We start from the raw sequence: 21,125 nt of genomic DNA, 5'->3' as shown, positions 1-21,125 counted from the left end.
ACGGCTATCACGCTTATGCGCGTGGCGTGTCAAAAACTTGACGCCCGATTTGAGCGCTGTTAACACTTCGCCCAGTTCTATGGTTGGGTAGCGTTCATTTTTTGACTATCCCAAGGTGCGGGGAATTCCGCGCACCGCCACCCGGCCCATGGCGCCAGTAACCACAGGGGGATCGCATTGGCTGGAAGGCTTTTGCGGTGGTGGGGAATCGCTAAAAACCAGTCCACTTCAGGAGCAGGACGTCGATGAATCGGATTTATCGCAAGGTCTGGAACAAATCGTTGGGTGTGTGGGCCGTGGCATCGGAATTGGCCAGCGGCGACAGCCCGGGAAGCGTGGCATCGGCCGCGCTGATTGACCGCCGTCAGGGACTGTCCCTGGCCGCCGCGATCGCCCTGGCGCTGGGTAGCGCCGGGATCGCCATTCCCCTTTCCGCCAGTGCGCAGTCGGTTGAAGTTGGCCGTGGCGCGTCGGCACCCGCCGCCCATGCCACCGCGATCGGTGCAGGCAGCAACGCCAGCGCCACCGGCGCGGTGGCCACCGGCGCCGATAGCAGCGCCAGTGGCGTCAACAGCAGCGCAATCGGCCGCCAGACCAACGCCATCGGCGAGAACGCAGTGGCCATCGGCTACAACAGTTTCGTGCGCCAGGCCGGCGAAAATGGGGTGGCACTCGGCGCCAATGCCGGCGTGACCGGCGCCAATTCGGTGGCACTGGGCGCCGGTTCGCGCACCCACGAAGACGACGTGGTGTCGGTCGGTAGCGGCAATGGCCGCGGCGGCCCGGCCACGCGCCGCATCACCAACGTGTCTGCCGGTGTCAACGCCAACGACGCGGTCAACGTGGCGCAGCTGCAGGCCGTGTCCGAGGTGGCCGAAGACACCGCCACGTTCTTCAAGGCACAGCCGGGCGACGACAGCATCGGCGCGTATGCCGATGGTGCTGGTGCGGTGGCTGCCGGCGATGCCGCCAACGCCTTCGGCACCGGCGCGCTCGCCGTGGGCAGCGGCGCCAATGCACTGGCCGACAATGCCACCGCCGTGGGTGCCAACGCACTTGCGGTAGGGCAGAACAGCGCCGCATTCGGCTACAACGCGCAGGCCAACGGGCCGGGCAGCGTGGCGGTGGGCGGAGCCGCCGTGGACGAAGACGGCAACCCGCTGATCACCAATGGCGGTGTGCCCGTTGACACCGGTGCCACCAGCGCCGGCGTGGGCGGCACCGCGGTGGGCGCCAGCGCCAGCGCGGATGGTTTCGCCGCCTCGTCGTATGGCGTGGGCGCTTACGCGGCCGGCGCGCAGTCGTCGGCATTCGGCGCGGTGTCCAACGCCACCGGCGACTACTCCACGGCCGTGGGCACGCAGACCAGCGCCAGCGGCACCAGCAGCACCGCCGTCGGCGGCCCGGTGGATCTGATTCCGGGGCTAGGGTTCTTCGTGCAGACCCAGGCCAGTGGCGAAGCCGCCACCGCGCTTGGCGCCGGCGCAATTGCCTCGGGCACCTACACCACGGCGGTCGGCACGCTCAGCGAAGCCTCGGGCACCGAAGCCACTGCAGTGGGTTACTTCGCCTATGCACCGGGCGAAGGTGCCACCGCGGTAGGCCCGGAGTCGTGGGCCAGCGGTGAACTCAGCACCGCGCTTGGGTATTACAGCACCGCACGCGGCGCGAACTCGGTGGCCTTGGGCGCCAACTCGGTGGCCACGCGCGCCGACACGGTGTCGGTGGGCGCAGTCGGTGCGGAGCGCCAGATCACCAGCGTCGCCGCCGGCACCGAAGGCACCGATGCGGTGAATCTGGACCAGCTCACCGCAGTTTCGGATGTGGCCTCGGCAACGGCACGCACGTTCGTGGCGACCGGTGACGGCAGCGCCCTGGCCGAGGGCGTGGACAGCGTTGCGGCAGGCGCCAATGCCTCTGCATTGAGCGACTACAGCACCGCGCTGGGCTCCAGCAGCCTTGCGTCGGATATCAACACCACTGCGGTGGGCAGCGGTGCAGTGGCGAATTTCAACAACGCCACCGCCGTGGGCTTCAACAGCATCGCCAGCGATCGCTATGCAACCGCGCTGGGTGCGGACAGCACCGCGTCGGGTTTTTATGGCACTGCTGTGGGCAGTACCAGCGTGGCCAATGGCCGTGGCGCCACCGCGATCGGTTTTGAAAGCATCGGCAACGGGCTTGAATCCACCGCGCTGGGTTTTGCCAGCGTGGCGTTCGGCGATACCAGCACTGCGATCGGTGCTGAAAGCACCGCGTATGGCGGAGGGAGCGTGGCGATCGGCATCACGTCGGTCGCATCTGGCGTCGGTTCTGTCGCTATCGGTAACAACGCCTGGGGCGGCGGTGGACGCTCAATCGCCATCGGTTCGCAGGCAGTCGGATACGGCGATCGCAGCATCGCGCTCGGCGCCGAGGCCTTCGTTGAAGGCACTGACAGCATCGCGATCGGCGACAGTGCGCAAGTTGCCGTGAACAACAGCGTCGCGCTTGGCGTTGGCGCAGTGGCCGATCGTGCCAACACGGTGTCGGTAGGCACGGTTGGCGGCGAGCGGCAGATCACCAACGTCGCGGCCGGTACCGAAGGCACCGACGCAGTAAATCTGGATCAGCTCACGGCCGTGTCCGACGGCGCCGCCAACACCGCGCGGACCTTTGTCGCCAGCGGTGACGGCACCGCGATTGCCGATGGTGCCGACAGCGTTGCCGCAGGTTCCAATGCATCGGCGCTTGCCGACAACAGCACGGCATTGGGTGCCAGCAGTGCCGCCAGCGGGCGCGGCGCCACCGCACTCGGCTTCGAAAGCATTGCCAACGGTGCTGCTTCCACGGCAGTGGGCCAGGCCAGCGTGGCGTGGGGCGAAGGCAGCACGGCACTGGGCACCGACAGCGTGGCGTACGCCGACAACAGCGTCGCACTCGGCGCCAATGCGTTTGCCGATCGCGACAACACGGTATCGGTAGGTAGCGCGGGGAGTGAGCGGCAGATCACCAACGTGGCCGCCGGTACCGAAGGCACCGATGCGGTGAACCTGGACCAACTCAACGCCGTGGCCGGCACTGCCGAAACCACCGCGCGTTTGTATGCGGGCACCGGTGACGGCACCGCGTTCGCACAGGGCGAAGACGCCACGGCTGCCGGCTCCAATGCCACCGCCGATGCCGACTACAGCAGCGCATTCGGCGCCAGCAGCCAGGCCACTGCGATCGGTGCGGTCGCCATCGGCAGCGGTGCCAGCGCCACGGCGCAGTACGCCAATGCGTCCGGCTATAACGCCGCTGCTAGCGGCTACGGCAGTGTGTCGACCGGCGCTTTCAGCCAGGCCAGCGGTGATTACGGTGTGGCCCTGGGCGGCGAAAGCGAAGCTTCCGGTGCGCAGAGCACGGCAGTGGGCGCAGCGGCAGGGGCGTCCGGTGATGGTGCATTTGCCGGTGGTGCGCTGAGCGTGGCCGAAGGCACCGAAAGCACTGCACTGGGCTATTTCGCCAGTGCCACGGGCGAGTCCGCCACGGCGGTCGGTGCAGAAAGCGTGGCCGATGGCACCAGCGCGGCCGCATTCGGCTTTGGCGCCGAAGCCACCTCCAACTACTCCACCGCGTTGGGTGGCTATTCCACCGCCAGCGGTTTCAACAGCACCGCGCTGGGTAACTTCAGCACCGCCAGCGGCTCCAGCAGCGTGGCTGTCGGTGGCGATGCCACTGCCTCTGGTGCGTACAGCATCGCGGCCGGCCAGGCCAGCGTTGCCAGCGGCTACAACAGCGTGGCGGTGGGTGGCGCCTTGCTCGGCCTGTTGCCGACCGAGGCCTCCGGCGACTTCTCCACCGCGCTGGGCGGCGCGGCGTGGGCTCCGGGTTTGAACAGCACCGCGCTTGGTAACTTCGCCGAATCCACCGGCGAAAGCAGCGTGGCGCTGGGCGCCGATTCGGTCGCCGATCGCGACTTTGCGGTGTCGGTGGGCAGTGCCGGCAACGAGCGCCAGATCACCAATGTCGCGGCCGGTACGCAAGGCACCGATGCGGTGAATCTGGACCAGCTCACCGCGGTGGCTGAAACCGCGCAGGGCACCAGCAAGTACTTCAAGGCCAGTGGCAGCGACGACAGCGATGCCGGTGCCTACATCGAAGGCGACAACGCGCTGGCCGCCGGTGAAGGTGCCAATGCCACCGGCGACAACAGCACCGCCGTGGGTGCAGGGGCGCAGGCGGTTGCCGAGAACGCAACCGCACTCGGCATGGATGCGCTGGCCAGCGGCATCGGCGCCGCAGCGGTGGGTAACAACGCCCAGGCGCTGGGCGAAAACAGCAGCGCGGTGGGCAGCAACGCGCTGGCCAGCGATATCGGTGCCACCGCCAACGGTGCCGGCGCGCAGGCCATTTCGACCTACACCACTGCACTGGGCAGCGAAGCGGTAGCCTCGGACAACCAGGCCACGGCGGTCGGCTTCCGCAGCGCTGCGTCCAACGTGGGCAGTGCCGCCTTCGGTGGCTACAGCGAATCCAGCGGCCGCTTGTCGTCGGCACTGGGCTACGGCGCAGTGGCATCCAGCGACTACAGCACCGCAGTGGGTGCCGCGTCGCTGGCCTCCGGCGCCAGCGCGGTGGCCGTGGGTGAATTCAGCGAAGCCACCGGCGATGAAAGCGTAGCGGTGGGCGGCAGCACGTTCTTCGGCTTCATCCCGGCACGTGCGTCGGGCACCGGTGCAGCGGCCTTCGGTGCCGGTGCATGGGCCACGGCCGATTACACCACCGCGATCGGCTGGAACTCCTATGCCGACGGCGTCAACGCCAGTGCGTTGGGCCAGAGCGCCGCCGCACTTGCGGATAACACGCTGGCGATCGGCGGCAACAGCCGCGCCGATGCGATTGGTGCAAGCGTGGTCGGCGTGGATGCCTCGGCCACCGGCATCAACAGCACCGGTGTCGGCCGCCAGGTCAACGTAATCGGCGAAAACGCGGTCTCGGTGGGCTACAACTCGTTCGTGCGCGAAAGCGCGGTCAACGGTGTTGCACTCGGTGCCAATGCCGGTGCCACTGGCGCCGATTCGGTGGCATTGGGCTCCGGCTCGCGCACCTACGAAGCCAACACGGTGTCGGTCGGTAGCGGCAATGGCCGCGGTGGCCCGGCAACGCGTCGGATCGTCAACGTCAGCGACGGCGAAGTCGCCACCGATGCGGTCAACAAGGGCCAGCTGGATGCATTGGCGGCCGATGTGCAGACCACCAGCGGCATGGTGCAGACCACCGGCGAGGGCGTGGCCCGTGCAACGGGCGATCGCGCCACCGCCGCCGGTGCCGGCGCCACCGCCAGCGGTGCACGCAGCGTGGCGGTAGCCGCAGGCAGCACTGCCTCGGCCACCGGCGCCAGCGCGATGGGTGTGGACAGCAGCGCCAGCGGCGTGAACAGCACGGCGATGGGGCGGCAGACCAACTCCATCGGCGAGAACGGCGTTGCGCTGGGTTACAACTCCTTTGTGCGCCAGAGCGGCACCAACGCCGTCGCCCTCGGTGCCAATGCGGGTGCCAGCGGCGCCGATTCGGTGGCGTTGGGTTCCGGTTCGCGCACCTATGAAGCCGACGTGGTGTCGGTGGGCAGCGGCAACGGCCGCGGTGGCCCGGCGACGCGTCGCATCGTCAATGTGGGTGCCGGCGCGATTGCCGATGCCAGCACCGATGCGATCAACGGCGGCCAGTTCTTCCAGTCGCTCAGCAATACCGCCAGCTTCCTCGGCGGTGGTGCGGCGATCGGCGCGCAAGGTGTGTTCGTTGCGCCGACCTACGTCATCCAGGGTGCCAGCTACAACAACGTCGGTGCCGCATTGACCGCGTTGGACAGCAAGGTCACCGAGCTGGATGCACGTGGCGGCACCGCAACGGCTACCGCTGCACGCACGGTTTCGCTGCGCACTGCAGCGGTTCCGGCGGTGGCTGCATCCGCGACGGTCGCGAGCAGCGATGTCACTGATAGCAGCGCAAGCGTGCAGGGCACGCCGACCGCTGCGGTCGTTGGCACGGCCACGCCGGCGGCCACCTCGACGGCGGTTGGCAACGCCGCTGTGGCCAACCACATCACCGGCACCGCGATCGGTGGTAGCGCGTATGCGCACGGCCCCAACGACACCGCGATTGGCAGCAATGCACGCGTCAATGCCGATGGCAGCACCGCAGTGGGTGCCAACACGCAGATTGCGGCGGTGGCGACCAATGCAGTGGCGATGGGCGAAGGCGCGCAGGTGAGTGCGGCCTCGGGCACGGCGATCGGGCAGGGTGCCCGCGCCAGTGCGCAGGGTGCGGTGGCACTCGGCCAGGGCTCGGTTGCCGACCGCGCCAACACGGTCTCGGTGGGCAGCGTGGGCGGTGAGCGTCAGGTGGCCAATGTGGCCGCCGGTACGCGCGCCACCGATGCGGTCAACAAGGGCCAGTTGGATAGCGGCGTCGCCGCAGCCAACAGCTATACCGACAGCCGCTACAGCGCGATGGCCGACAGCTTCGAAACCTACCAGGGCGATATCGAAGACCGCCTGCGCCGGCAGAACCGTCGCCTCGACCGTCAGGGCGCAATGGGCTCGGCGATGTTGAACATGTCCGCCAGCGTGGCCGGTATTGCCTCGCAGAACCGCATCGGTGCCGGTGTCGGTTTCCAGAACGGCGAGTCGGCGTTGTCGGTGGGTTATCAGCGGGCAATCAGCCCGCGCGCCACGGTGACCATCGGTGGCGCATTGAGCGGCGACGACAGCTCGATCGGCGTAGGTGCCGGTTTCGGTTGGTAACGTACGGTTGAAAACAGCGACGGCGCCGCTGTGCGCCGTCGCGACAGAGCAAGGCCTGAGGGGGCGGGCGAGGACCGTGGCTTGGCCGGCCAACGGATTCGCAGGGAGTGATGGCCGTACTGACGCCTGATCCACGAAAAACTGAAGAGGACTTCACCGTGATCGACAAGAATTTCCGTCTCAACCCGCTGACTGGCGCCATCTTGATGATGGCCCTGGGTGCTTCGGGCACCCTCGTTGCTGCCCCCGCGTTGCAGGTCAAGGAACCGACCCAAGCCGCGCCGGCCGCCAGCGATTTCAGCAGCCGGTTGATCGTGCGTTACAAGGACGGCACGGCCGCCGCGAGCGATCGCAGCAGCAAGCTGGGCGTGGTGCAATCGGCCGTGGGCCGAGCCGCACCGGTGACCGGTGCGCGTGCTGGCGCCACCGCCGCCAAGGCGACCTATCTGCGCAAGCTGGGCATTGGCTCGGACCTGATCAAGCTGTCCGGCACGCTGACCGCCGCACAGGTGGACAAGGTGGTGGTCGAGCTGAAGAATGACCCGTCCGTGGCCGAGGTGCAGATCGATCGCATGCTGCGTCCGGTCGAGATCAAGAAGAGCGTTGCCGCGACCGACGTGACCCCGCAGCTGGTCCCCAACGACCCGCTGTATGCGCAGTACCAGTGGCACCTGAGCAACCCCAACGGCGGCATCAACGCGCCGGCCGCATGGGACCTCTCGCAGGGTGCCGGCGTGGTGGTGGCGGTGCTGGATACCGGCATCCTGCCGGGCCATCCGGACTTCGCCGGCAACCTGCTGCAGGGCTATGACTTCATCACCGACGCCGAAGTCTCGCGTCGCCCCACCGACGCCCGCGTCCCGGGCGCGCTGGACTACGGTGACTGGGAAGAGGCCGATAACGTCTGCTACGACGGGTCGGTGGCACAGGAGAGCTCCTGGCACGGCACCCATGTCTCGGGCACCGTGGCGGAGGCAACCAATAACGGTGTGGGCATGGCTGGCGTGGCGCCGAAGGCCACCATCCTGCCGGTGCGCGTGCTTGGCCGCTGCGGCGGCTACACCTCCGACATCGCCGATGCGATCGTGTGGGCCTCCGGCGGTACGGTCGATGGCGTCCCCGCCAACACCAACCCGGCCGAAGTGATCAACATGAGCCTGGGCGGCGGCGAGCCCTGCGATCCGGCCACCCAGGTCGCGATCAACGGCGCGGTGTCGCGCGGCACCACCGTGGTGGTGGCGGCCGGCAACAGCGGCGAAGATGCGGCCAACCATTCGCCGGCCAGCTGCAACAACACCATCACCGTTGGCGCCACCCGCATCACCGGCGGCATCACCTACTACTCCAACTACGGCAGCAAGGTGGACCTGTCCGGTCCCGGCGGCGGCGGCAGCGTGGACGGCAACCCGGGTGGTTACATCTGGCAGGCCGGCTACGACGGCGCCACCACCCCGACCTCGGGTAGCTATAGCTACATGGGTATGGGCGGCACCTCGATGGCGTCCCCGCACGTGGCCGGCGTCGTGGCCCTGGTGCAGAGCGCGTCGATCGGCCTGGGCGATGGCCCGCTGACCCCGGCGGCGATGGAAGCCCTGCTCAAGCAGACCAGCCGCCGCTTCCCGGTGACCCCGCCGACCAGCACCCCGATCGGCAGCGGCATCGTCGACGCCAAGGCCGCGCTGGAAGCGGTATTGGTGGAGCCCTGCGACCCGGACACCGAGACCTGCGCGCCGGCCGCCATTGCCCTGACCAACAAGGCCCCGCTGACCGGCCTGAGCGGTGAGTACAACAGCTCCACGTTGTACAGCTTCGAAGCCAAGGCCGGTGCGGTGCTGAGCTTCATGACCTACGGCGGCACCGGTAACGTGTCGGTCTACGTGAGCTTCGAAGCCGAACCCACCGCAACCGATTACGACGCCAAGTCCACCCGTCCGGGCAACAGCGAAACGGTGCGCTTCACCGCACCCAAGGCTGGTACCTACTACATCAAGCTGGTGGGTGCAGGGGACTACGCGAAGCTGACGCTCGTCGCGCGACAGTAATCGCTGCAATAGTGTGACCGAATGCCCCCGGCCAATCACCGGGGGCATTCGTTTTTCAGGGCCTTTCGCACTGGTGCGGTTGATCGTCGCGGCAAACTGCTACAGTCGGCGCCGGACTTGTGGAGACGAGTGTGAACGCGGTTGCCGTCGATCCAATTGAGCAGCGAAGTGCAGAAACGCGCATCGTCGAAGCACTGCTTGAACGCCGTCGTCTGAAGGACACCGACCTGCTGCGCGCGCGCCAGCTGCAGGCCGAATCCGGCATGGGCCTGTTGGCGCTGCTGGGCCGGTTGGGGCTGGTGTCCGAGCGCGATCACGCCGAGACCTGCGCCGAGGTGCTCGGCCTGCCGCTGGTGGATGCACGCCAGCTCGGCGACACCCCGCCGGAAATGCTGCCTGAAGTGCAGGGCCTGTCGCTGCGCTTTCTCAAGCAATTTCATCTGTGCCCGGTCGGCGAGCGCGATGGCCGGCTCGACCTGTGGATTGCCGATCCCTACGACGATTACGCGATCGATGCGGTGCGCCTGGCCACCGGCCTGCCGCTGCTGCTGCAAGTAGGCCTGCGCTCGGAAATCGACGATCTGATCGAGCGCTGGTACGGGCAGGGCCGCAGCGCAATGGGTACGATCGTGGAAACCGCCGACGGCGATGCCAGCAGCACCGACGACATCGAAGCGCTACGCGATCTTGCCTCCGAAGCGCCGGTGATCCGCCTGGTGAATCTGGTGATCCAGCATGCGGTGGAATTGCGCGCCTCGGACATCCATATCGAACCGTTCGAAAGCCGGCTCAAGGTGCGGTACCGCGTGGATGGCGTGCTGGTGGAAGGTGAAAGCCCGCCGGCCAAGCTCACCGCCGCGGTGATCAGCCGCATCAAGATCATGGCCAAGCTCAACATCGCCGAGCGCCGGCTGCCGCAGGACGGCCGCATCATGCTGCGCGTGCAGGGCAAGGAGCTGGATCTGCGTGTCAGCACCGTGCCCACCGCGCATGGCGAGAGCGTGGTGATGCGCTTGCTCGATCGTGAAACGGTGGTCTTCGATTTCTACAAGCTCGGTTTCACCGAAGACTTCCTGCCGCAATTTCGCAAGGTGCTCGAACAACCGCACGGCATCATGCTGGTCACCGGGCCCACCGGTTCGGGCAAGACCACCACGCTGTACACCGCGCTGAGCCAGCTCAACACCTCCGACGTCAAGATCATCACCGTCGAAGACCCGGTGGAATACCAGATCGAAGGCATCAACCAGATCCAGGCCAAGCCGCAGATCGGGCTGGATTTCGCCAACGCGCTGCGCAGCATCGTGCGCCAGGATCCGGACATCATCATGATCGGCGAAATGCGCGATCTGGAAACCGCGCGCATCGCGATCCAGTCCGCGCTCACCGGCCACCTGGTGCTCTCCACACTGCACACCAACAACGCCGCTGGCGGCATCACCCGCCTGCTCGACATGGGCGTGGAAGACTATCTGCTGACCTCCACCATCAACGGCATCCTGGCCCAGCGCCTGGTGCGCAAACTCGATCTGGCCAACGCCGAACGCTATGCCGCATCGCCGGAAGAGATCGAACGCTTCGACCTGCGCCGGCTGCAGCCAGACGGCGAGATCTTCCTGTATCGCCCGCGTGCCACGGCGGCGGCGCCCACCGGTTACCTGGGCCGTACCACCATCGTCGAGTTCCTGGTGATGAACGACGAACTCCGCCGCGCGGTAATGCGCCGCGCCGGCATGGGCGAGATCGAGCAGTTGGCGCGCAAGTCCGGCATGCGCACCATGTACGAAGATGGCTTGTCCAAGGCCCTGCGTGGCGAAACCACCATCGAAGAAGTCCTGCGCGTCACGGAGGATGCGTGAGAGCAGCGAGTGCAGCAACGCGCGCAGGCTGCGCGCTATCTAACGCGGACTATGTTGGCTTTCAGGCAGTCCCATGCATGCGCTACAACGCAAAGGCCCCCGCACCCATCGCCCGCACCGCCGCGCGTTTCCCAAATCCCCACGACCAAGCGCCTGACCCCATTCCCGATTCCCGATTCCCCATTCCCGGCCTCCCAGCCTAATGCCCCTGTACCGCTACAAGGCGCTCGATGCGCACGGCGAAATGCTCGATGGTCAGATGGAAGCGGCCAACGATGTGGAGGTGGCGCTGCGTCTGCAGGAGCAAGGCCATCTGCCGGTGGAAACGCGTCTGGCCACCGGCGAAAACGGTTCGCCATCCTTGCGCATGCTGTTGCGCAAGAAGCCGTTCGACAATGCCGCGCTGGTGCAGTTCACCCAGCAGCTGGCCACGCTGATCGGCGCCGGGCAACCGCTGGACCGCGCGTTGTCGATCCTGATGGATCTGCCCGAAGACGACAAAAGCCGCCGCGTCATCGCCGACATCCGCGACACCGTGCGCGGCGGCGCGCCGCTGTCGGTGGCGCTGGAACGCCAGCACGGGCTGTTTTCCAAGCTCTACATCAACATGGTGCGCGCGGGCGAAGCCGGCGGCAGCATGCAGGACACCCTGCAGCGCCTGGCCGACTACCTGGAGCGCAGCCGTGCACTCAAGGGCAAGGTAATCAACGCGCTGATCTACCCGGCGATCCTGCTGGCGGTGGTCGGCTGCGCGCTGCTGTTTCTGCTTGGCTATGTGGTGCCGCAGTTCGCGCAGATGTACGAAAGCCTGGATGTGGCCCTGCCGTGGTTCACCCAGGCGGTGCTGAGCGTTGGGTTGTTGGTGCGCGATTGGTGGCTGGTGCTGGTGGTGATTCCTGGCGTGCTCGGTCTATGGCTGGATCGCAAGCGCCGCAATGCCGCGTTCCGTGCTGCGCTCGATGCCTGGCTGCTGCGCCAGAAAGTCATCGGCAGCCTGATCGCACGGCTGGAAACCGCGCGGCTCACGCGCACGCTGGGCACCTTGTTACGCAACGGTGTGCCGCTGCTCGCCGCGATCGGCATCGCGCGCAACGTGATGTCCAATACCGCGTTGGTCGAAGACGTGGCCGCCGCGGCCGACGACGTCAAGAACGGGCATGGCCTGTCGATGTCGCTGGCGCGCGGCAAGCGATTCCCGCGGCTTGCGCTGCAGATGATCCAGGTGGGCGAGGAGTCGGGCGCACTGGATACCATGCTGCTCAAGACCGCCGACACCTTCGAGCTGGAAACTGCGCAGGCCATCGACCGCGCGTTGGCCGCGCTGGTGCCCCTGATCACCCTGGTGCTGGCCTCGGTGGTGGGGCTTGTCATCATTTCGGTGCTGGTACCGCTGTATGACCTCACCAATGCCATCGGTTGAGCGTGGTGGCCGCGTGCGGCGCGCAGCAGGCGTAGATGTGCGTCTGGCAACCGGCATGCGCATCGCTGATGCCGCGCTGGCTGCCGCTCCTCTGCGTGCAATTGGCGACATCGCTTCGCATGCTGCCGCGCGCTCCCGTGTACACGCACCACATTCACCACAACGTTTCGGTGACCGCATGACACCCATGCGGGAACCATTGCAGTGCCGGCCGTGTCATCTTCTGGCGGCAGCATCTTTCATCGACGTGCAAGGAAATCGTTCATGATCAAGCGTTCCATCACCCGCAGTCCGTCGCGCGCAGCCCAGGCCGGCATGAGCTTGCTGGAAATCATCATCGTCATCGTGCTGATCGGCGCGGTGCTCACCCTGGTCGGCAGCCGCGTGCTCGGTGGTGCCGATCGCGGCAAGGCGAACCTCGCCAAGTCGCAGATCCAGACCCTGGCCGGCAAGATCGAAAACTTCCAGCTCGACACCGGCAAGTTGCCGACCAAGCTCGATGACCTGGTCACCCAGCCCGGCGGCAGCAGCGGTTGGCTGGGCCCGTACGCCAAGCCGGTCGAGCTCAACGACCCGTGGGGCCACACCATCGAGTACCGCGTGCCCGGCGATGGTCAGGCCTTCGACCTGATCAGCCTCGGCAAGGATGGCCGCCCTGGCGGCAGCAGCTACGACTCGGACATCAAGTACCAGTAAGCCGCAGCCCATGCGCGTTGCGCGTCTGCCGTTGCTGTCCCCGCACCGCGCTGCGCCCGTTGTGCGCAGGCAGCTGCGTGGCAGCTCGTTGCTGGAGATGCTGCTGGTCATCGCCCTGATCGCGCTGGCCGGTGTGCTGGCCGCCGCCGCGCTCACCGGCGGCATCGACGGCATGCGTCTGCGCAGCGCGGGCAAGGCCATCGCCGCGCAACTGCGCTATACGCGCACGCAGGCCATCGCCACCGGCACGCCGCAGCGCTTTCTGATCGACCCCCAGCAGCGGCGTTGGGAAGCGCCCGGCGGCCATCACGGCGACCTGCCCGCTGCCCTGGAGGTGCGCTTCACCGGCGCGCGGCAGGTGCAATCGCGCCAGGACCAGGGCGCCATCCAGTTCTTCGCCGATGGCGCCTCCACCGGCGGGCGCATCGACCTGACCATCAAGGACGCGCGCTGGCGCGTGGACGTGGGCTGGATCACCGGCGAGGTGCGTTCCGGCCCGCTGCGGACGCCAGCGCCATGAAGCATCAGCGCGGCTATTCGTTGATCGAAGTGATCGTGGCCTTTGCGTTGCTCGCCTTGGCGCTGACGCTGTTGCTGGGCTCCTTGTCCGGTGCGGCGCGGCAGGTGCGTGGGGCCGATGAAAGCACCCGCGCCACCTTGCATGCGCAATCGTTGCTGGCTGTGCAGGGCATGGAAAAACCGCTGGTGCCGGGGCAGCAGCAAGGCAGCCTGGAAGACGGGCATTTTCGCTGGTCGCTGGATGTGCGCCCCTACGACGAACCGCGTCGCAATGCGCAGGCGCCGGTAGACCCGAGCGCCCCCACGCTGCTGCAGCTCACCTTGGTGGTGCGGTGGGGCGAGCAACCCAACCAGCGCTTGTTATGGCGCACGTTGCGGCTGGTGACGGCCACCGCACAGGGCAACCCCGCGTGATGCGTCCGCGCGCTGCCGGGTTCACCCTGATCGAAGTGCTGCTGGCCACGATGCTGCTGGTCGGCGGGCTGGCGCTGGCCTTTGCCACGTTGCGCTCGGCCAGCGCGATCAGCCAGCGCGGCGAAGCCATTGCGCAACGCAGCGAACGCACGCGCGCGGTAGAAGAATTCCTGCGTCGCCGGTTGTCTGCGGCGTTGCCGATCGCGATGGGCATCGATACGCAAAGCCAGCAACCGATGCTGTTCGTCGGCGAGCCGCAGCGCATGCGGTTTGCCGCCGATGTGCCGGATTATCTGGGCCGCGGCGGGCCGTATCTGCATGACGTGTCGGTGGTGGGCGATGGCGAGCAGCGCACGCTCATCATTGCGCTGACCATGTTGCAATCGGGCAAGGAGATCGAAGAAGGCAACGCCTTGCCGGCTGAAACGCTGGCCGATGACGTGCAGCAGGTGAGCTTTCGCTACCGCGGGCTCGATCCACAAAGCGGTGCGCTGAGCGGGTGGCTGCCGCAATGGGAATGGCACGATCGCCTGCCTTTGCTGGTGCGCATCGACATCCGCAGCGGCGGCGCGGCCTGGCCGCCGGTGGTGGTGGCGCTGCCGCAGTCCGGTGGCGGTGGAGCGCTGGCGCAATGAGGACGATGCGCGGTGCAGCGCTGGTGCTGGTGTTGTGGTTGATCGCCTTGCTCACCGCGATGATCGGCGCGTTTGCGTTGACCGCGCGTGTGGAAGCGCTACAGGGGTCCATGCTGCGCAACGGCGGCCAGGCGCAGGAATACGCACGCGCCGGCATGGAATACGCGCTGTCGCGCTTGAGCAGTGGCGAGCCGCAAGCGCGCTGGCGTCCGGACGGGCGCCGCTATCGTTGGCAGATGGACGATGCCAACGTGGAGATCCGCATCATCGATGAGAGTGGCAAAGTGGATCTGAACATGGCCGAGCCAACGCTGCTCGCCGGGCTGGTGCGCGCGGTCGGTGGCGAAGCCGGGCGCGATGTGCGCCTGGCTGGCGCGATCGTGGATTGGCGCGATGGCGACACGCTCACGCAGCCGGGCGGTGGTGCGGAAGACCGCGACTACGCCGATGCGGGGCTGCCGTATGGCGCCAAGGATGGTCCGTTTGAAACACTGGGCGAATTGCGCCTGGTGCTGGGCATGGACGCAGAGCTGTACCGCAAGCTGTTGCCGCATGTCACCTTGTACAGCGGCCGTTCGCGCCCGGAAGCGCGCTTTGCCACCGGCCCGGTGCTCACCGCCATGGGCCTGGATGCGCAGCAACTGCTGGCGCAGCGTGACGCGCCGCTGGGTTTGCCAGGCAGCGACGCGACGCTTGGTGGGACAGACACTTATAGTATCGAGAGCCGGGCACGCCTGAGTCAGGGACGCGAGGCCGTGCTGCGTGCGGTCGTGCGCACCGGTGCGTCGGCCCTGCCCGGGTCCGCCTACACCGTTTTGCGTTGGGAAGAGGGAGCAGCAGTGCAATGACCGCGTGGCGGGATACCTTGGGACGCATTGGCGTTCGCGCCATGCCCGGCGCGGGCGGCTTCTGGCGTTGGTGGCAGCAATCGTTGCTGGCGTGGTTGCCGCAGCGCTGGCAGTGGCAGCTTGGCCTGTCGCAATCACGGCTGCTATTGCAGCTGGATGGCGAGGCGCTGCAGTTGCTGCGTCAGCGCGACCAGACCAGCGACACCGTCGCCAGCCTGCCGTGGCCGGTGCAACCGCAGGAAGTGAACGCGCTACTGCCCACCGCGCTGGAAGGCTTGCCGCAGCATTGGCTGCTGCCGGCCAGCCATGCGCTGCGCCGCCCGTTGCGGCTGCCCGCCGCCGCTGCCGCACGCCTGCAGGACGTGGCGCGCTTCGAGATCGACCGGCAGACCCCGTTCACTGCCGACCAGGTGTACTTCGATGCACGCGTGCTCGACGTGCGCGAAGACGGCCAGCTCGACGCCGAGCTGGTGGTGGTGCCGCGGCGCATGATCGACGGCCCGGCCGGCGTGCCCGAGGCCTGGAGCAACGCGTTGTCCGGGATCGACGTGGCCGATGCGCGCGGCGCGCCGTTGGGCGTGAACCTGCTGCCACCGGCACGCCGCCTGCGCCGCAGCGACCCGATGCAGCGCTGGAATCTGTTGCTTGCCGTGGCCGCACTGGTGTTGCTCGCGGTGGCCGGCTGGCTGCTGCTGGACAACCGTCGCCAGGCCGCCGACGACCTGCGTACCCAGGTGCAGGCCAACGCCGGGCGCGCGCGCCAGGTGGCCGCCGAGCGCCAGCAGTTGCTGGAACTGGTGGAGGGCGCAGCGTTCTTCCAGGAGCAACGTGCCACGCGTCCGACCTCGGTGGAAATCTGGGACGAATTGAGCCGCCGCCTGCCCAGCGGCACCTATCTGGAAAAGTTTTCGGTCGAGGGCGGGCAATTGCAGTTGATCGGTTTGAGCAAGGAGGCCTCCTCGCTGGTGCGCCGTCTGGAAGGTTCGCCGTTGTGGCGCACGCCGTCGCTGACCGGCGTGCTGCAGAGCGATGCCGGCCGCAACGTAGACCGCTTCACCATCACCGCCGAACTGGCAGGTCCCGATGCCAAGGAGGCCGCCGATGCCGCGCAGCGTTAAACGCGATCGCTGGATCGCCTTGGGCCTGTTGCTGCTGGTGATGGGCGTGGCGTATCTGGTGTTGGTGCACCCGTGGTTCACCCAGCCGATGCTCGCCGTGCAGGACGACCTGCAATCGCTGCGCGAACGCGAATTGCGTGTACGCGTGCAGTTGCAACAGGCCCCGCAGGTCAGCCAGCGCCTGCAGCAGGCCAGGCAGACGCTGCAAAGCCGCCCCGGCTTCTTGCCGGAGAGTTCCGCCGAGCTGGCCTCGGCCGGGCTGGTGCAGCGGCTGGAACGTGCCGTGGTCGACGCCAGCCCGGGCAACCGCAGCTGCGCGATCAGCAACCGCTCGCCGCTGCAGCCGGAAACCAAGCGCTTCACCCGCGTGGCGGTGCAGGTGCGCCTGCGCTGCGGCACGCCGGAACTGGCCTCGGTGTTGTACAGCCTGGAAAACGGCACGCCGCGGCTGTTCGTGGACAACCTCAACGTGATGGCGCAGCGCTACCAGCTCTCGCCCAACGAAAGCGGCAACGGCCTGGATATCGCCTTCGAACTGGCCGGCTACCTGCGGCCGGGCAGCAATGCCGGCCCGGTGAACACCGGCGCCGCGCCTGCCGCCGGGGAGGCCAGCAATGCGCCTTGAAATGATCGGCCTGCGCACCTGGTTGCTGGCCACCGTGGTCGGCTGGGCGTTGCTGGTCTGCGTGCTGGCCGTGGCCGGCCTGGGCAAGCGGGTGGAATTGCTGCCCGATGACCCGGCCCTGGTGCAGCGCCTGCCGGCGTTGCCGGCACCGGCCCCGGAGCGGCTGGGGCCGTTCGAAAAATACGCCGAGATCGCCGCGCATCCGGCGTTTGCCGAAGATCGCCTGCCGCACCCGTTCTTCCTGTCCGGCAACGACGGCAGCGGCGCCGCCTCCACGGTGCGCCTGACCGGCGTACTGCTGACCTCCACCTTCAAGATGGCCACGCTGACGCTGGATCCGGCCGATTCGGTACGGGTGCAGCTGGGCGGCGATGCGGTGAAGGGATACCGGTTGCTGGCCCTGCAGCCGCGCAGTGCAACCATCGAAGGCCCGGGCGGCACCCAGACCCTGGAGCTGCAGGTGTTCAACGGCCAGGGCGGGCAGCCGCCAACCGCCATCGGGGGCCGCCCGCAGGCGCCCGGTGCCGTGCCGCCGTTGCCGCCGAATGTTCCGCCGGCACCTGCAACACCCGCGCCGCCGCCAGCCGAGGTGCCGCAGCAGCAGCCCGGTGGCCAGGCGCCGCCGACGGTGCCGCCGCAGCGCAGCGATGGCGCCCAGGAAGCACCACGCCCCTCCGATGAGCAGATGCGCGCCATCCGTGAACGTATCGAAGCCCGACGCCGCCAGCTGCAACAGCAGCGCCAGGGCGGCTCCACCCCCGGTCAGACCCAATGAGTGAACGCATGACGCCGCGCCTGTTTCCCGTGTCCCTGCTGATTGGCCTGCTGGCCGGTTGCGCCACCACTCCGCCACCGGACGTGCGCCGCGACGCGCGCCTGGATCCGCAAGTCGGCGCCGCCGGCGCCACCCAGACCACCGCCGAACAACGCGCCGACGGCAACGCCAGCGCCAAGCCGACCCCGGTGATCCGGCGCGGCAGCGGCACCATGATCAACCAGAGCGCCGCCGCGGCCCCATCGCCCACCCTGGGCATGGCCAGCAGCGGCAGTGCCACCTTCAACTTCGAAGGCGAATCGGTACAGGCCGTGGTCAAGGCGATCCTGGGCGACATGCTGGGGCAGAACTACGTCATCGCCCCGGGCGTGCAGGGCACCGTCACCCTGGCTACGCCCAACCCGGTCTCGCCCGCGCAGGCGCTGAACCTGCTGGAGATGGTGCTGGGCTGGAACAACGCGCGCATGGTGTTCAGCGGTGGCCGCTACAACATCGTGCCGGCCGACCAGGCGCTGGCCGGCACGGTCGCGCCCAGCACGGCCTCGCCATCGGCCGCGCGCGGCTTCGAGGTGCGCGTGGTGCCGCTGAAGTACATCTCCGCCAGCGAAATGAAGAAGGTGCTGGAGCCGTACGCGCGCCCGAACGCCATCGTCGGTACCGATGCCTCGCGCAACGTGATCACCCTGGGCGGCACCCGCGCCGAGTTGGAAAACTATCTGCGCACCGTGCAGATCTTCGACGTGGACTGGTTGTCGGGCATGTCGGTGGGCGTGTTCCCGATCCAGTCCGGCAAGGCCGAAAAGGTCAGCGCCGATCTGGAAAAGGTCTTCGGCGAACAGAGCAAGACGCCCAGTGCCGGCATGTTCCGTTTCATGCCGCTGGAAAACGCCAACGCGGTGCTGGTGATCACTCCGCAGCCGCGCTATCTGGACCAGATCCAGCAGTGGCTGGACCGCATCGACAGCGCCGGTGGCGGCGTGCGCCTGTTTTCGTATGAGCTGAAATACATCAAGGCCAAGGACCTGGCCGATCGCCTGTCGGAAGTGTTCGGCGGCGGGCGTGGCCAGGGTGGCGATTCCAACGCCTCGCTGGCACCGGGCTCGGAAACCAGCGTGCTGGGCGGGGCGCTGGGCAATCGCGACAGCAGCATGGGCGGCAGCTCCGGCATGACCGGTGGCAGCATTGGCGAAAACGGCGACAGCAGCGGTGGAGGCGGCAGCTTCGGCGGTAGCAGCGGGGTCGGTGGTGGCAGCAGTGGCAGTAGCGGTGGCCTGGGGAACGGCAGCCTGCAACTGTCGCCGCGCAGCAACGGCAATGGTGCGGTCACGCTGGAAGTGGAAGGCGACAAGGTCGGTGTTTCTGCGGTGGCCGAAACCAACACCTTGCTGGTGCGCGCCACCCCGCAATCGTGGAGCTCGATCCGCGACGTCATCGAAAAGCTCGATGTGATGCCGATGCAGGTGCATATCGAAGCGCAGGTGGCTGAGGTGAATTTGACTGGTGATCTTAGTTACGGCGTCAATTGGTACTTTGAGAACGCAGTTAATGCATCGCGTGATCCAGCGACTGCTCTAACAAATGCCACTGGTATTGGCGTTGGTGCGGGTCTCGCTAATGCGGCGGGTCGCAATATCTGGGGTGACATCGCTGGAAGCGTTACTAGCAATGGTTTGGGTTGGACGTTTCTTGGTAAAAATGCTGCTGCCATCATCACGGCATTAGATCGAGTTACGAATGTACGGCTGCTGCAGACGCCATCGGTGTTTGTTCGCAACAACGCCGAGGCGACACTGAATGTCGGCTCGCGGATCGCCATCAATTCCACCTCGATCAATACGGGGCTTGGTAGCGACAGCAGCTTTTCCTCGGTGCAGTACATCGACACCGGTGTGATCCTCAAGGTGCGCCCACGCGTCACCAAGGACGGCATGGTCTTCTTGGATATCGTCCAGGAAGTCAGCAGCCCGGGTGATCGGCCGGCGGCATGTACGTCGGCAACTGCAACGGTCAATGCGGCCGCTTGTAACGTCGATATCAATACACGCCGCGTCAAAACCGAAGCTGCTGTGCAGAGCGGCGACACCATCATGCTTGCGGGTCTGATCGATGACACGACCACCGACACCAGCGATGGCGTGCCGTTCCTCAGTAAATTGCCAGTTGTTGGTGCGCTTTTTGGTACCAAGGGAAAGAGCAACACCCGCCGCGAAGTCATCGTGCTGATCACTCCATCGATCGTGCGCAACCCGCAGGAAGCGCGCAATCTCACCGACGAATACGGTCAGAAGTTCAAGGTGATGGAGCCGCTGAAACCCAGCCAGAAGCCGCAATGAGTGCGGCGTTGCCTGTCGTACTGGTGCCAGTCGGCACCGACGACGAGGCGCTGGATGCGTGTCTTGGTGCTTTGGATGCCGCCACGCCTGCAGGCACGCGGGTGTGGCTGGCCGACGACGCGCAGGCCGGCCCACGCGGGCGCGCAGTGATCGAACACTGGCTGGCGCGCACGCAGCTGCAGGCGCACCACACTCGCCGCCAGCGCATGCTGGGCGAGGTGGCGCATCTGGATGAAATGCTCGCCGCCTGTGGCGAGGCCGACGTGGTGGTGCTCGGCATCGATGCGCGCCCATTGCCGGGCTGGCTGCGGCAACTGCAGGCCTGTTTTGCGCGCGATGCCGCGATTGCCACCGCCACCCCGTGGAGCAATGCCGGCGAGGCCTGTGCCTGGCCACGGTTGGGCGAGATCAATCCACTGCCGGAAGCACCCGAACGCCTGGCCGCCGCCTGCGCGGCGATGCCGCCGCTGCATCCGGAATTGCCGTCGGCCGCCGGCCATGCAGTACTATTGCGCGGCAGCGCACGTCGCAAGGCCGGCGGGCTGGATGCCAGCAGTTATGGCTCGTGGTACGCCGCGCTGACCGATCTGAGCCTGCGCATGGCCGGGTTGGGTTGGCGCAACGTGCTGTGCGACACCGCGTTCGTGGCTTCCCCGCACGAAGGCCGCCCGGCCGATGGCGACATGGACGCACTGGCCACGCGATGGCCCGCCTGGCATGCGCGCCTGGCCAACTTCCTGATGCACGATCCGCTGCGTGCGCACCGCGAGCAGCTGACGCACCTGCTGGCCGACCTGCCGCCGCCGGACCCGCAGCGCACCTTGTTCGACGCGTAGCTCGATCGCGACCGAGTCTGCCCGGTGTGCAGGGCGGGAGTCGCGACCGAATGCATAAAAGCCACTGACAAGAACGTCTTTGCAGTGGCGAGACAGGCGCAGCGCAGCGGCCATTCAATACGCGATAAACCGCTTTTCTAGCGTGCTGCACCCTCAAACGTTCGCGACGCATTGTCCGCCGCGTTGAGGCTCGCGAACGCAACGAAGAGCACAGCGCGCAATGCTCATCATCGATCCC

14 protein-coding genes are annotated in these 21,125 nt (G+C 67.2%); all 14 read left to right on the top strand.

Annotated elements, in window-relative coordinates; genetic code table 11:
* Window positions 1–245 precede the first annotated feature (245 nt).
* Complete coding sequence (locus QRM89_RS01335) at window positions 246–6,767, top strand: ESPR-type extended signal peptide-containing protein (RefSeq protein ID WP_285447109.1); 6,522 nt, start codon at window positions 246–248, stop codon at window positions 6,765–6,767.
* Window positions 6,768–6,925: 158 nt separating this feature from the next.
* Window positions 6,926–8,809 carry a S8 family peptidase gene (locus QRM89_RS01330; protein WP_042595171.1) on the top strand — a complete coding sequence of 628 codons (1,884 nt, stop codon included), beginning with the start codon at window positions 6,926–6,928 and terminating at the stop codon, window positions 8,807–8,809.
* 131 nt (window positions 8,810–8,940) lie between these two features.
* Window positions 8,941–10,668 (top strand): type II secretion system ATPase GspE, encoded by a 1,728-nt coding sequence (gene gspE / locus QRM89_RS01325; RefSeq protein ID WP_019237945.1) that lies wholly within the window; start codon window positions 8,941–8,943, stop codon window positions 10,666–10,668.
* Between the two features lie 202 nt (window positions 10,669–10,870).
* Window positions 10,871–12,088, top strand: a complete 1,218-nt coding sequence (locus tag QRM89_RS01320) for a type II secretion system F family protein (protein WP_285447108.1) — start codon at window positions 10,871–10,873, stop codon at window positions 12,086–12,088.
* Window positions 12,089–12,352: 264 nt separating this feature from the next.
* Window positions 12,353–12,784: a type II secretion system major pseudopilin GspG gene (gene gspG / locus QRM89_RS01315; protein ID WP_014506603.1), complete on the top strand. Its 432-nt coding sequence runs from the start codon at window positions 12,353–12,355 to the stop codon at window positions 12,782–12,784.
* 97 nt (window positions 12,785–12,881) lie between these two features.
* Entirely contained in the window at window positions 12,882–13,304 is a 423-nt protein-coding gene (locus tag QRM89_RS01310; protein WP_161960957.1) for a GspH/FimT family pseudopilin, read from the top strand.
* Window positions 13,301–13,717, top strand: a complete 417-nt coding sequence (locus QRM89_RS01305) for a prepilin-type N-terminal cleavage/methylation domain-containing protein (protein WP_070691818.1) — start codon at window positions 13,301–13,303, stop codon at window positions 13,715–13,717. Before QRM89_RS01310 ends, QRM89_RS01305 begins: the two co-directional genes overlap by 4 nt.
* Window positions 13,714–14,352 (top strand): type II secretion system protein J, encoded by a 639-nt coding sequence (locus QRM89_RS01300; protein ID WP_285447107.1) that lies wholly within the window; start codon window positions 13,714–13,716, stop codon window positions 14,350–14,352. The genes QRM89_RS01305 and QRM89_RS01300 overlap by 4 nt, the downstream gene beginning before the upstream one ends.
* Window positions 14,349–15,200, top strand: coding sequence for a type II secretion system protein GspK (locus QRM89_RS01295; protein ID WP_011035906.1), 852 nt, complete (start codon window positions 14,349–14,351; stop codon window positions 15,198–15,200). The genes QRM89_RS01300 and QRM89_RS01295 overlap by 4 nt, the downstream gene beginning before the upstream one ends.
* Window positions 15,197–16,318: a PilN domain-containing protein gene (locus QRM89_RS01290; protein ID WP_115000240.1), complete on the top strand. Its 1,122-nt coding sequence runs from the start codon at window positions 15,197–15,199 to the stop codon at window positions 16,316–16,318. Before QRM89_RS01295 ends, QRM89_RS01290 begins: the two co-directional genes overlap by 4 nt.
* The gene (gene gspM / locus QRM89_RS01285; RefSeq protein ID WP_011035908.1) at window positions 16,302–16,943 is read left to right on the top strand and encodes a type II secretion system protein GspM; all 642 of its coding nucleotides are present in this window, start codon (window positions 16,302–16,304) and stop codon (window positions 16,941–16,943) included. Before QRM89_RS01290 ends, gspM begins: the two co-directional genes overlap by 17 nt.
* The gene (gene xpsN, locus QRM89_RS01280) at window positions 16,933–17,718 is read left to right on the top strand and encodes a type II secretion system protein XpsN (protein WP_011035909.1); all 786 of its coding nucleotides are present in this window, start codon (window positions 16,933–16,935) and stop codon (window positions 17,716–17,718) included. Before gspM ends, xpsN begins: the two co-directional genes overlap by 11 nt.
* A complete protein-coding gene (gene gspD, locus QRM89_RS01275) occupies window positions 17,715–20,051 on the top strand; it encodes a type II secretion system secretin GspD (protein WP_285447106.1) in 2,337 nt (778 codons plus the stop codon). Before xpsN ends, gspD begins: the two co-directional genes overlap by 4 nt.
* On the top strand, window positions 20,048–20,887 hold the full coding sequence (locus QRM89_RS01270) for a glycosyltransferase (RefSeq protein WP_285447105.1): 840 nt from the start codon (window positions 20,048–20,050) through the stop codon (window positions 20,885–20,887). Before gspD ends, QRM89_RS01270 begins: the two co-directional genes overlap by 4 nt.
* The last annotated feature ends 238 nt before the right edge of the window (window positions 20,888–21,125 follow it).

The organism is Xanthomonas sp. LMC-A-07 (assembly GCF_030208825.1).
Taxonomy (GTDB): domain Bacteria; phylum Pseudomonadota; class Gammaproteobacteria; order Xanthomonadales; family Xanthomonadaceae; genus Xanthomonas; species Xanthomonas campestris.
Note: the sequence above shows the minus strand (reverse complement) of the source record. Positions and strands in the feature narration are given on the sequence as shown.